10 protein-coding genes and 1 pseudogene are annotated in these 12,871 nt (G+C 62.1%); 5 read left to right on the top strand and 6 right to left on the bottom strand.

Annotated features, from left to right (window positions below):
• Window positions 1-594, bottom strand: a pseudogene (locus H597_RS32615) (IS5 family transposase); the annotation flags it as partial.
• 306 nt (window positions 595-900) lie between these two features.
• Window positions 901-1,851, bottom strand: coding sequence for a LysR family transcriptional regulator (locus tag H597_RS0126430; RefSeq protein ID WP_028104756.1), 951 nt, complete (start codon window positions 1,849-1,851; stop codon window positions 901-903).
• A 100-nt stretch (window positions 1,852-1,951) separates the two neighbouring features.
• On the opposite strand from H597_RS0126430, the gene H597_RS0126425 reads away from it, so the two are divergent.
• Window positions 1,952-2,611: an NAD(P)-dependent oxidoreductase gene (locus tag H597_RS0126425; protein WP_028104755.1), complete on the top strand. Its 660-nt coding sequence runs from the start codon at window positions 1,952-1,954 to the stop codon at window positions 2,609-2,611.
• 9 nt (window positions 2,612-2,620) lie between these two features.
• Entirely contained in the window at window positions 2,621-3,829 is a 1,209-nt protein-coding gene (locus H597_RS0126420) for an MFS transporter (protein WP_028104754.1), read from the top strand.
• Window positions 3,830-4,588: 759 nt separating this feature from the next.
• Here the strand turns inward: H597_RS0126420 and H597_RS35220 are convergent.
• The gene (locus tag H597_RS35220; RefSeq protein ID WP_154668295.1) at window positions 4,589-4,888 is read right to left on the bottom strand and encodes a hypothetical protein; all 300 of its coding nucleotides are present in this window, start codon (window positions 4,886-4,888) and stop codon (window positions 4,589-4,591) included.
• A 170-nt stretch (window positions 4,889-5,058) separates the two neighbouring features.
• Between H597_RS35220 and H597_RS0126415 the strand changes: the two genes are divergently transcribed.
• The 3 genes from H597_RS0126415 to xrtQb are packed head-to-tail and all read left to right on the top strand — an operon-like array spanning window position 5,059 to window position 8,704.
• Window positions 5,059-7,407, top strand: a complete 2,349-nt coding sequence (locus tag H597_RS0126415; protein WP_028104753.1) for a VIT domain-containing protein — start codon at window positions 5,059-5,061, stop codon at window positions 7,405-7,407.
• Window positions 7,404-8,189, top strand: a complete 786-nt coding sequence (locus tag H597_RS33590; RefSeq protein ID WP_051294127.1) for an archaeosortase/exosortase family protein — start codon at window positions 7,404-7,406, stop codon at window positions 8,187-8,189. Before H597_RS0126415 ends, H597_RS33590 begins: the two co-directional genes overlap by 4 nt.
• Window positions 8,186-8,704 carry an exosortase Q subunit 2 gene (gene xrtQb, locus H597_RS32610; protein ID WP_154668294.1) on the top strand — a complete coding sequence of 173 codons (519 nt, stop codon included), beginning with the start codon at window positions 8,186-8,188 and terminating at the stop codon, window positions 8,702-8,704. The genes H597_RS33590 and xrtQb overlap by 4 nt, the downstream gene beginning before the upstream one ends.
• On the opposite strand, the gene H597_RS0126400 is transcribed toward xrtQb, so the two are convergent.
• Genes H597_RS0126400 through H597_RS0126390 form a run of 3 tightly spaced genes read right to left on the bottom strand, consistent with a single transcriptional unit; the run spans window position 8,701 to window position 12,856 of the window.
• Window positions 8,701-10,092, bottom strand: a complete 1,392-nt coding sequence (locus H597_RS0126400; protein WP_028104751.1) for an efflux transporter outer membrane subunit — start codon at window positions 10,090-10,092, stop codon at window positions 8,701-8,703. The genes xrtQb and H597_RS0126400 overlap by 4 nt on opposite strands.
• Window positions 10,089-11,219: an HlyD family secretion protein gene (locus tag H597_RS0126395; RefSeq protein ID WP_028104750.1), complete on the bottom strand. Its 1,131-nt coding sequence runs from the start codon at window positions 11,217-11,219 to the stop codon at window positions 10,089-10,091. The genes H597_RS0126400 and H597_RS0126395 overlap by 4 nt, the downstream gene beginning before the upstream one ends.
• Window positions 11,216-12,856 (bottom strand): MFS transporter, encoded by a 1,641-nt coding sequence (locus H597_RS0126390; RefSeq protein WP_229632249.1) that lies wholly within the window; start codon window positions 12,854-12,856, stop codon window positions 11,216-11,218. The genes H597_RS0126395 and H597_RS0126390 overlap by 4 nt, the downstream gene beginning before the upstream one ends.
• Window positions 12,857-12,871: the final 15 nt, after the last annotated feature.

Raw genomic sequence — 12,871 nt, 5'->3', positions numbered from 1 at the left:
AAGCGCGACTCCGGATCGGTTTTGGATTGGTGGGTGTCATTGCTGCGCTTTTCGCCTTTGAAGTTGCCGCCGCCACCGTTGTCTTGATCATCGTCCTTGCGGACGAAGCTCTTGTGGCCGGCCCAGGCCTGGATCAGCGTGCCGTCCACGCTGAAGTGCTCGCCCGACAGCCACTCCTTCTTTTCGGCGATGGCCAGCACTTCGTTGAAGAATTCGACGACCGCGTCGTGCTTGATAAGGCGCGCCCGATTCTTGGTGAAGACGGTGGGCACCCACACGACATCGTCCATCGACAACCCGATAAACCAGCGAAACAGCAAGTTGTACTGGGCCTGTTCCATTAACTGGCGTTCCGAACGAATGCTGTACAGCACCTGCAGCAGCATGGCCCGCAACAGCTTTTCTGGCGCGATGCTCGGGCGCCCCCCCCCCCTTAATGTCGGCCTCATACATCTCAGCGAACAGGCCGTTCATCTTCTCCAGCGCCGTATAGGCCATCTGGCGAATCGCACGCAATGGATGATCCTTCGGGATGAAGTCCTCCAATTTGCGCATCGTGAACAGGCTTTCGGTAAAGGTGTCGGCGCCGCGCATCGTTTTTCAGAATGAAGTGGGGATGTCAGGATAACATTGGGCCGCCAGCCACAGCCCGCTTGTCAAGGCAGTATTTCAGCAGCCTGCTAGGGCCGCGCTCATGACCAAAACATCCACTGGAGAGTTAATACTCAGCTCGGGTATGAAGGGTCATATGACCGGGTGGCTGCTTTCGCCAGTGGAAGGTGGGTCAATCGGAGTGGGTCAATTCCGCGGGCAAACGAACACCTGATGCAGCATAAGCTGGTCCAACACGAATTTGACAAATTCGCGATGGCATTCATGCATCAAACACGACGTCAATCGCTAGGCGGACTCAACACCCGGCAATGTCGAGAAATAGCGCTTGAGCGCCTCCACCGCAGCACGTACCTTGGCCGGTTCGCCATCTCGCCGGGGGGTGATCACGGTGACCGGCATTGGCGTGAAACGCCACTGCGGCAGCAGGCGCACGAGCGTGCCGCGTGCAAGTGAAGGAAGCACGTCGGCATGGCCTAAAGGGGCGATGCCCAGGCCTTGCTCGCACATTTGCTGTAGCGAAAGATGATTGTTGCTAACGATGCGCACGCCAACATGCACGCGCTGGCGCTCACCGGCCATGCCGTGCAAATCCAGCGCCAACGTGGGCAGGCCTTCGGTCGCGCCGCCGGAACCACTTTCCTCCGGCTCAACCGCGTCGCGTGCGAACGCCAGCCAATGATGGCCGGTGAGATCATGCGGCGAATTGGGCGTGCTATGACGTTCGATGTAGGCGGGTGCTGCGCACAAAATCATTTCAAGCTCGCACAGCGGGCGGGCGATCCAGTACGAGTCTGCGAGGCGTCCGACGCGGACGGCGATATCGATACGCGCATCGATCAAGTCGATCATCGCGTCGTCCACCAGCAAGCGCAACAGCAGTTGCGGCGATTCTGCGAGCAGTGGCGCAAGGGCGGAAGCGATATGAGCGGCGAAGCCAACCGGAGCGGCGACACGCAGCTCACCGGACGGCGCATCGCGTGCAAGGGCAAGCGAATCGGCTGCCGCACGGGCAGCGTCAAGCAACTGGCGGCAATGCGGGTAGCAACGCTGGCCAGCCTCAGTCAGCGTCAGCTTGCGCGTCGAGCGATGCAGCAAGGTTACGCCTACTTGTTGTTCAAGCGCTCGAATGGTTTGACTGACAGCCGACGGGCTCATTCCGAGCCGCCGCGCTGCTGCGCTCATGGAACCGGCGGCGACGGTTTCGGCAAATACCGCATAAGGTTTTAATTCATCCATTTTGCAGCCAGACTTCAAAGTGTTAGCGATTTTACGGCACTAATCGATTCATCGTGAAGCCTGTATAGTTTTTATATCGATTACTTACTTGGAGGAAATAATGAAAATCGCCCTGATTGGTGCCACCGGGTTCGTCGGCAAAGCTGTGCTCGAAGAACTTTTGCAACGGGGCCACAATGTCACCGCGCTTATGCGCGATCCGTCGAAACTTACCCCCCGGCCTGGTTTGACAACTGTCATAGCAGACGCCTACGCGGCCGATTCTATCGGCACCGCCACGCGCGGTCATGATGCCGTCGTATCCGCCTTCAACCCCGGCTGGAATGAATCCGAGCTCTACGACAAATTCTTGCGCGGCAGCGCCGCAATTGAGCGCGGTGTCACAGCGAGCGGCGTCAAGCGGCTGCTGGTGGTAGGTGGCGCCGGCAGCCTGTTCGTGGCGCCCGGCGTGCAGTTGGTCGACACGCCGGAGTTCCCCAGCCATGTGCCCGCTAACATCGTCCCCGGCGCTCGGGCGGCGCGCGATGCACTCACCGCGCTGCGCGGCAATAATGCATTGGACTGGACCTTCCTTAGCCCGCCCGCGCTGCTGGCACCGGGCGAGCGCACCGGCGCATACCGCGTAGGCGGGGAGGAATTGTTGATGGCTGGCGACCGGCCAGCCGGGATCTCCGTCGCCGACCTCGCGGTTGCCATCGTCGACGAGATCGAACAGCCGCGCCACGTGCATGCACGCTTCACCGTTGCGGCTCAGGACTAAGGCGTTTCAATGTCCAGCGCTCAATCCGTTCACTCCGTCCGCGCGGCCCCCCCTGCTGATTCGACTCATTCCATCCGTGCCTTAGTAGCGCTGGGTGTCGGCGGGTTTGCTATCGGCACCGGCGAATTTGTCATCATGGGTTTGTTGCCGGAAGTCGCGCGCGACGTTGGCATCACTATCCCAGCAGCAGGCCACTTCATCAGCGCGTATGCACTTGGCGTCGTGATTGGCGCGCCGCTGCTGGCAGTGCTGGGCGCACGCTGGCCGCGCCGCGCGCTGCTGATTGCGTTGATGGCGTTCTACGCGCTTGCAAACTTTGCGACGGTGCTCACACCGGGCTATTTTGCGGTCAGCATAATGCGCTTCGCGTCGGGCCTGCCGCACGGCACTTACTTTGGTGTCGCAGCGCTGGTTGCCGCTGGTATCGCACCGCCGAATCAGCGTGCGCGTGCGGTCGGTTTCATGATGCTTGGATTAACGGCCGCGTTGCTGGTGGGCGTACCAGTTGGCGCATGGCTAGGCCAGTATTTCGGCTGGCGCGCCGCCTTCGTGCTGGTCGGCGCCATTGCAGCGCTCGCGATGGTATTGATTCGCTACTGCGTACCAGACCTGCTTGCCGACGCCGATGCTCACCCGCTGCGCGAACTCGGTGCGCTGCTGCGTCCACAGGTCTGGTTGACGCTTGCCATCGCGGGCATCGGTTTCGGTGGCATGTTTTGCATCTTCAGCTATGTCAAACCGATACTTGTCGAAGTCAGTGGTTTACCCGTTGCTCACGTGCCGCTGGCGTTGTCACTGTTCGGTTTTGGCGGCATAGCAGGCAACCTGATCGGCGCACGCATGGCCGACCGCGCGCTGATGCGAACAATCGGCGGCACCTTGCTCTATTCGGCCGTGCTCTTGGCTGGCTTTAGCATGCTTGCACAACACCTGGCTACCGCACTGGTGGGCGTGTTCCTGCTCGGAGGCATCGTTGCACTCGGACCGGCCGTGCAGATCCGGTTAATGGACGTCGCCGGGGATGCGCAGACGTTGGCAGCGGCATTGAATCATTCAGCGTTTAATTTCGCCAACGCGCTTGGTGCATGGCTCGGTGGTTTGGCGATTGCAGCGGGCTGGGGATGGACAGCACCCGGCAGGGCCGGCACACTGCTTGCCATCGGCGGCTTGGTGATGTTGGGAGCGTCGCTTGCATTGCAGAAAGCGTCCAAAACGTGATGGTCTGACGGTTATTGCCATGCAACTTCAGCAATACTAATGGTCAAAGCCAGCGCATTTTTTCAATCTGAGTTTGTGTTGCTGCGGAGAATTTGGTTTCATCGAACCTTTGGCCATCACAATCTATTCAATGCCAATTCTTAGCGTCCGGCTGCTTCTGGCCGGGTTCTGCCCATGGCATCAGTGTCGGCCAAAGGCACGAGGTTAGTAGCGGAGACCTACACTTTGATGTTCTTTCCTCGAATTATGCGGAGCGCAATAACTGTAGGTCGAAACTGCATGTTTCCTACCCCTATCGTCCAAAATTGTTACCGAGAGCTTGAATAGTTTTCCCCACGTGATGATCGGGACGTGCTTTTCGGGTTGTTCTTTCGGGCTGAAATCGAGTTCGATCGTTGCCGATGCAATCCAACAATTTGGAATTCCTCGAGCAGCAAGATGCCTTTGCAAAAACGAACTACAGCCCTGCAGCAGCTTGGAAAATTCTGTGGATTTTGGATGCACCGTCTCGGAAAGAAGGTCAAGCGCCACGCCTGTTGTTGCACTATCTTGTGCAAGTAAGCATAGCTTCCCAATTCCCCAATACCCACCAACGTCGTTGTTACGGCTAATGAAGGAACACAGCAATCCAGATGCAATGTTCTTAAGTTCGCGCCTACGAGCCATACAAACGTCTAACCAGTCATATTTTACAAATTAGCAATATAGCATGCAGGGCTACGCAGCCTGGCAGTTCGCATTTGGCTGGAAGATGCACCTTCAAGAAATCGCTTCACCAGTTGCAACAATTCGCGCTCCCTCCAACACGTCAAAAAGCACACCTGTCTTCAATGCTGAATAGTCGACGCCGGGATAAATCAAGACAGCACCTGCGCTTGCGCTAGTACCGGGCAACGCCAAGGCCGTCGAACCATTGATCAATACCACGCCAAGATACCCGCCTTTATCCAGCCGAAAATGCGGGCGATAGATTCCGGCGCGCAGATCGGCCGGAGTTATGCGCCCACCAGCATCTTCCGATCTGAATCGGATTTTGACCCTGATACTTTTTTGTTCCATCACGTATTCGAAATTGAGGATGTCCGCTTTTGGCGATAGCGGACACTCAGCTTGGTTCAGTGTACCGGGCGGTCTCCGTCAGAGCAACTAAAGAGCTTCACACAGAGCGCATAGTCAACGCACATTCGAATCCTACTATGACGCTTCCACTATCCACCAATGAAAACGCAATGCCAGAGAAAGCCGCCTTGGAAGGCCAGTTTCCCCCGCGCCGCATGCCGCGTGCGACCATCGTCCTGATCGCCCTGTTTGGGGTCTTGCTACCAATAGCCGCACTGCTGTTTGAGTCGATCACCGGCATGTGCCGCCAGATCTTCTTCGATCCCTTGCCAAGCCCATTCCATTTTGTCTTGTACGCCACGATACCGCTGGCCAATGTGCGGGTTTTGCTGGCATTGAAACGCGGCGAGTCCTTGTCCGCGCGCTGGATCTGGCTGCATACCTTTTCCGCCGGCGTCGCCGTGTTCTATAGCCTGGTCTTCCTGCCGATTTCTCCCATCGCGTTGTTGGCCGTCATCGCCTTCGGCATCGGCATGTTTGGCCTCTCGCCCATGTTTGCCGTGCTCTGCGTCATTTTCGCCCGCAGGGCAATCAAGGCGGGCTCCGGCCGGGCGCCCGGCAAACTGTGGCAAGGGATGGCGCTCGCCTTCTTCGTACTGCAGGCCGTCGATGCGCCATCCACCTTGACGCGCATAGGCATGCAGATGGCCGCCTCGGACTCCGCCGAAACGCGCTTGCGCGGTATCCAGCTGCTGCGCAAAGTCGGTAACGAAGACTTGATGCTGCGCCTTTGCTACCAGCAGCGTGGGCAGGCGACCGACCTGCTTGGCACGGTGTTCGCAGGCGAGATCGAGAGCGACCCGCAGCAGGCGAGGGCTGTCTTCTATCAGGTGACAGGCGCCGTATTCAATTCCCGCCCGGCCCCCGTGCGTCGTTCGATGCGCGAGTGGGAACGTACGTTCGACAGTGACCAGAGAAGTGCAGGCGTTGGCCAGCGCGTCGGCGACGTTGCGCTGGTATCCTCGCGCATGGACGGATCGATCGATGCCAAGGCTGCCTTAGGCTACATGGAATGGACGATGGAGTTCCATAACAAGTCGCCAAGCCAGCAGGAAGGCCGGGCCGAGGTGGTCCTGCCTCCGGGCGCGGTGGTCTCCCGCGCGACGCTGTGGATCGACGGCGAAGAGCGCGAAGCCTCATTCGGTGGCCGTGCGCAAGTGCGCGAAGCTTACGCCAAAGTGGTCAGCAGGCGCCGCGATCCATTGCTTGTCACCACGGCGGGGAACGACCGGGTCATGGTTCAACTGTTCCCGATTCCTCCATCGGGCGACATGAAAATCCGCCTTGGCATCACTGCTCCCATGCCAATCGCGGGCAAGGACGGCATGCATCTCCAGTTGCCTGCGTTCAGCGAGCGCAATTTCGACCTGGCGCCGGACTTGCGCCACGCCGTGTGGTTTGAATCGTCCGAGCCGCTGAAAGGCAGTCCTGGCCTGAATGTGCAAGCGGGCCCGCGCGGCCTGTATGCCGTCCGGGGCGAACTTGTGGAACCCTTGCCGGAGCAGGCCATGCACACCGTGTGGGCGCCAGGCGCCCGCCCCGCGCCGCTGGCCTGGAGCAGCGACGAGAAGAATAATGACGGCAAGATCATCGTCCAGGAAGTCCGCGAAACAGCCGCCATCCCACCGCAGCGGGTAGCGCTGGTGATCGACGGTTCCTTATCCATGCAGCACCGAAAACGCATGCTGGTTGAAGCTCTCAGTGCATTCCCCCAGAATGCCGAGATGGCTGTCGTATTTGCCGGCGATGAAAAACCGTCCCTGTTCCTGCATAACAGGGCCAATTCACTCCTCACGCGCCAGTATCTTGAAAAGCTGGAATTCGTGGGCGGACGCGATAACAGCGAAGCACTGGGCGTGGCCTGGGATTGGGCTGGCATGTCAAGCCGTGGTGCGGTCTTGTGGATCCACGGTTCGCAACCGCTGGCGTCCGCGTCAACGGACACCTTGGGGCAGCGCTTCGAGCGGCGTGCAAGTCAAGTGGCCTTGTACGACATGGCTGTGGAGCGGGGACCAAATGTGATAGCACAGCACCTCCAGGGCGTCAGCGCCGTACCGGTTCTCGGCAACCTGAACGAAGATCTCGGCCAGCTTTTTGCACGGTGGCGGCCTGGCGCCATCCGCATGGCAGTCTCGCGTGAACGCCGCAGCGCCGGCGGCCTGCCCCAATCCAGCCGCACGTCCGAGCATCTGGCACGCCTGTGGGCGGCGAAAGAAGTTGCGGCAATGAGCACGGCCCCCGCCCTGCAGACGGCCGCCGTCACGCTGGCCACCCGCTACCAGCTCGTCACATCCGTGTCCGGCGCCGTCGTGCTGGAATCGTCAGAGCAGTATAAGGAAGCGGGGCTGGAGCCAGTGCGTGCGGGCAGCGTACCAACCATTCCCGAACCGGAAACCTGGATGATGATACTGGTCGCCTCATTTCTGCTGATATGGCATCGCCGCTTCCGCAGCCAATGAAGACGCCGCCATTTTCCCTCCTGCTGGCGGCCTTGTGCCTGGCGTTCTGGCCTGTCCTGCGCTGGTTCGCCACGGGCACGGCGGACGGATCGAACGACAGCGCCGGCCTGCTGGCTGTTGCGGCGGCGGCCGCCGTCGTCGCGCTTGCCCCGAAGCGGGAAGCCATTTCGCGCCCCTTATTGCTGCCTTCCTTATGCCTCGTCGTCTATGTCGTCGCCACGGTCTGCCACGTGCCCGTACCGGCGCGTTCGCTGCTCCTGGCACTGGCCATCACCGCGCTGGCCAGCAGCTTCCGGCTTGGCAAGCGCTTCGACATGGCCTTGTTCGCGCTATGCATCCTGGCGCTGCCGTTTGCCGCCACGCTGCAGTTCTACCTGGGCTATCCGCTACGCGTCCTCGCCGGCGACCTGTCCGTCTTCCTCTTGCGAATGAACGGCCTGGCGGTCGCGCGCGAAGGCGCCATGCTGGCCTGGCAAGAGCAAACCGTGTCGATCGACGCCCCATGCAGCGGCGTGAAAATGCTTTGGTCCGGGCTGTTGCTGGCCAGTGCTTTGGCCGCGGCCGTCCGGTTGTCGTCGCTGCGCACGGCCGCCGCACTGATACTGGCCGTCGTCTTCATCGTTGCGGCCAACGCCGTTCGCGCCTCGGCCTTGTTCTATATGGAAGCCGGCATCACTCACCTGCCCGCCTATGCGCACAGCGTGATCGGCGTCATCAGCTTTGCCGTCGCAGGCGTGGGTATCTTATTCCTTATTCACAGTATGGGAAAACGTGCAAGATGAGATCAAGCATTACCTTTGCATTCGCTGCGCTATGTGTTGTGGCAGCCCTGGCGCCGCTGGCCGTCGAGAACGCCCCTGGCGTGCACATAAGCGCCGGCTTTCCTGGATGGCCCTCCAGCTTTGAAGGGCGCAAGCTCACGCCGCTTCCGCTCACCGCGATCGAAGAGCGCTTCCAGCAGAACTTCCCCGGCTGCGTGGGCCGCTTTAGCGATGGCGAGCGCGAAATCGTTATCCGCTGGGTGGACCAGGGCACGCGCAAGCTGCATGCCAGCGGCGACTGCTTCAAGGCCAACGGCTATGAAATTACCGCACAGCCGGTGGAAATCCATGCGGAGGAACGCTGGTCCAGCTTCATCGCGTCCAGGAGTGGAAAACAGCTCGCAGTGCGCGAACGCATTGTCGACGCCAGCGGCGGCCAATGGAGCGATGTCTCAGCCTGGTACTGGGCCGCCATGTTGGGGCAGACGAACGGCCCATGGTGGGCCTTTACAGTTGCAAGCAGCGCTTCAAATTAATCCCCGCTCCAGCCGCCGCCCAACGCGCGGTACAAGTCCACGCTGGCGCCCAGCAGGCGGCTGCGCAGCTGAAGGCGCGTCACGTCGGCGTTGAACAGCGTGCGCTGGGCATCCAGTTCTTCCAGGTAGGACGCGTAGCCGTTGCGGTAGCGGTTGCGCGCGATACGCAGCGTTTCCGCCGCCGTGGCGCGGCGCGCCTCGTTTTGCGCTGTCTGCTCGCGCAGGCGCTGCAACGCGGTCATGCTGTTTTCCACTTCCACCAATGCAGTGCGTACCGCATGTTCGTAGGCGAGCAGCGACTGGTCGCGCTGCGCTGCCGCCGCATCGGTCTGCGCCTGGACGCGGCCACCGTCCCAGATCGGCGCAGCCATGGCGGCGCCGATCCGCCACAGGTAGGTCGGATCGTGCAGGAACTTGCTGAAATCGGTGGACTGCACTCCGCCAGTCGCCGTCAGCCGGAAGCTTGGCAGCAGCTGTTCGCTGCTAGCCTGAACGCCGGCCTTCGCCGCCGCGACATTATGCGCGGCACGGGCAATGTCCGGGCGGCGCTGCAGCAGAGCGGAAGGAAGTCCAACCGGAATCTCCGGCGGTGAGAGTTCGTCGAGACTTTTGCCGCGCGCGATCGGGCCGGGATTGCCGCCAGCCAGCAGGGACAGGGCATTTTCCTGATCGCTGATCTGCCGCTGCAATTGGGGCACCTGTTCCGCGGCGGCTTGATACTCGGCCTGGGCCTGCAGCCATTCCAGGCGCGAGGTGTAGCCGGTTTCAAATTGCTGCTGCGCCAGGCGGCGCGATTGCTCGCGCAAATCGAGCGTGGCGCGCGCCAGCTCCAGCGCGGCGTCCAGCCCACGCAATTGCAGGTAGCCATTGGCGGTCAGCGCCGCGACAGACAGCGCCGCCGCGTCGGCGTTTGCCTTCTCCGCCGCCAGCGATTGGGCTGCCGCTTCGCTGGCATGTCCCAAGCGGCCCCACAGGTCGACTTCGTATGCGGCCTGGATTTCGCCGGCAAACAGGCTGGTCGTGTAGGGAATCCCGTTATAGGCCAGGGTGCGCGTGCGGACCGGCGCGAAGGTCGCAGCGAGCGTCGGCGCGCGGCTGGCATCGGCCGCCGCCAGCCGTGCGCGGAATTCCGCCACCCTTAACTGGGCAAGGCGTATATCCGTGTTGTGCGCCAATACGCGCGCAACCAGATCCGACAATGCCGGATCGCCGTAGGCCTTCCACCATGCACCGTGCACTTGCGTCGAAGACGGCTCCGAAAGACGCTGTTCGCTGCGCCAGCTTTCGGGTAGTGATAGCTGCGACGACAAGGGCGCCGGGATGCGGGCGGCGCAACCTGCGACGGCCAGGCTGGCGGCGATGACCATCCCTGCCAAGGGGCGCTTCATGGCCGCGCTCCGGACGCTTTCTCGTTCAATACCGCCGACGTATCGATGCTGACGATGACCGACATGCCCGGTCTCAACCGCTGCGCCAGTTTCTGCCCTGCGTCGATGCGGATCCGAACGGGAATCCGCTGCGCGATCTTGACGAAATTGCCGGTCGCATTATCCGCCGGCAGCACCGCAAACTCGGAGCCGGTGGCGGGCGAGATGCGCTCGACCTGCCCGGTCAGCGTGGCGCCGTCCAGCGCATCGACCTTGAACGTTGCACCCTGCCCCACCTGCACGCCGTTCATCTGCGTTTCCTTCAAATTGGCGATCACCCACATCTCCTGCGGAACCAGGGCCATGAGTTGCGCGCCGGACGCGACGAAGGCCCCGCGCCGCACATTCACCTGCCCCAGCTGGCCGTCCGCCGGGGCGACGATGCGGGTGTTGTCCATGTCCACGCTGGCGGCCTTCAACGCCGCTTCCGCGTTTGCCACCGCCGCTTCCAGCGCGCCGCGGTTCACCGCAACCGATTGCGCCTGCTGCTTTGCGATGTCCACGTTGGCCCTGGCCTGGGACACCGCTGCCAATGCCTGCGCCCTTGCCGCGCGCTGCGCATCCTGCTCACGCACCGAAAGGGAGCCATCGCCGACCAGTTGCTCAGCGCGCGCATAATCCGCACCGGCGCGCGCCGCTTGCGCCTGCGCGTTCGACAGCACCGCCTCCTGCAGCGCAATGCCAGCCTTGGCGCTGCCGCGCGACTGCTCCCAGTTGGCCAGCGCCGCCTTTTGCGCGGCCAACTGCGCCTGCGCCTGTTCCAAGCGCTGGCGATAGATGCGCGAGTCCAGCTCCACCAGCAGGTCGCCTTTATGGACGAACAAGAAGTCCTGCACCTTCACATCCGCCACATAGGCCGATAATTGGGAGCCGATCACCGTGACCTGCCCGCGCACGGTGGCGTTCTCGGTCGAGACGATCGGGCTGGTGAACGGCGGCAGGCGCCAGGCGTAAAGCACGATCAGCACACCGGTCAAGGCGATCAGCGCAAAGCCAACGCCGGACAGCCACTGCGCGCGCCGGTCGGGCACTGGTGGCGCCGGCGCCGGCGCCGCGGCAGTCTCGCTTGCTGGTGTTGGTGTACTCATCGCGCCCCCGAGTTGGAAAGTGATACCTGCGCCATTCCTGTCTGCGCATTCTGCGCCTGCGCCTCGGGACGGGTTGCCGTGCAGGCCTGCCATGCGTAATGCAGCGCCATCCACACCAGCGTGCCGCAGGCAACAAAGAAGATCATCAGGAAGACGTCGTTGTAAGCCAGGATATTGGCTTCGCGCGTTGCCGCTCCGGCGAGCGACGACAGGCCGCGCGCCTGCACCCGCGCCGCCACGAGCGGGTCCTGCAGCGTCAAATGCTCGACCAGCTGGCTGGAGTGGAACTTCTCCCGCACCACCTGGAAAGTACCGATCAGCGCCGAGCCAAGCAGGCTGCCCAGATTCTGCGTCATCGAAAACATCAAGGAGAAGCTGATCAGGTTGCAGGGCTGCGCGATCACGGCGCCGAAGCCTGAAACGAAGACCGGTCCCAGGAAGAAGGTACCGCTGAACGCCAGCAGGAAATGGCTGAAGTACATCTGCTCCGGACGCGTCAAGCTGCTGGCCTGCGAATCGATCCAGGCGCCCGCCGCCATCAATACCAGGGCAAACATCAGCATCGGCTGCAGGCGCCGCGGCGTAATCACCAGGGCACTGCTGACGATACCCAGCGCGGCGCCCGCCAGCGCCACCAGCCATAAGGTCTGCATCTGATCATTGTTCAAGCCGATCGCCTGCAGGAAGCCGACCGCGCCACCGGCCTCCGACTGCACCACGCGGATCAGCAGCACCGACACCGCCAGGCGCGTCATGCTGGCCGTGGTCAGCCAGCGCGTATTCAGCAGGGGCCGGCGCCGGTTGTGCTCAATGGCGACCGCCGCCGTGAACAGCACGATGAAGGCAACCAGCGACCAGCCGATCCAGGGCGCTTCGAACCACCACACCGTGCGGCCCAGCGCCAGCACGGCGCACAGGAAGGCCACGCCCGGCGCGAACAGGGCGAAGGTCAGGAAGTCGATTTTCTCGAATGCCTTGACGCGGTCGCCGGGCGGCAGCTTGAGCAGCAGCACGCAGCCTAAGGACAGCAAGGCCATGCCCAGTTCGAAGGAATACAGGCCGCGCCATTCCGCAATGGACAGCAACTCCGAAGAAAAAATGCGCGCCAGCGGCAGCGACAGTTGCGCAAAGCCGATGCCCAGCACGACGCCCTTCAAGCGGTGCTGGGCTGGAAACGCCTGCAGCACATAGTACAGGCCGAGCACCGTCAAGGCCGCCCCGCTGATGCCGTGCGCCGCGCGCACCGCGATGGCCGATCCCAGCCCGTGCACGAACAGGTGGGCCACCGTCACCAGGGCGTACAGCATCAGGAACAGTTCCGTGAACAGGCGCAGGCCGAACTGCTGGCGGAATTTCACCAGCAGCAGGTTCATCGAGACATTGCCCATCACATAGGCGGCCGGCAGCCACTGGATTTCCGCGGAGGTGACGCCGAGCGAACCCTGGGCATAGACCAGGTTGACGGTCACCAGCGCGTTGCCTAGGCCGCCGGTCAGTGCGACGATCAGGCCGACCAGGAGGAAGGCCAGGCGCTTGGGCGCCGAGTGGAGCGGCGTGGAAGGAGAGCCCGGCAGCAGCGGGCGCTCGTGAGGAAGCCATTGTTGGGGGGCGTACTCATCCATTTGGATAGTGTACACCCGCCAACGCCGGCG

It is taken from the genome of Pseudoduganella violaceinigra DSM 15887, assembly GCF_000425385.1.
GTDB lineage: Bacteria > Pseudomonadota > Gammaproteobacteria > Burkholderiales > Burkholderiaceae_D > Rugamonas > Rugamonas violaceinigra.
Note: the sequence above shows the minus strand (reverse complement) of the source record. Positions and strands in the feature narration are given on the sequence as shown.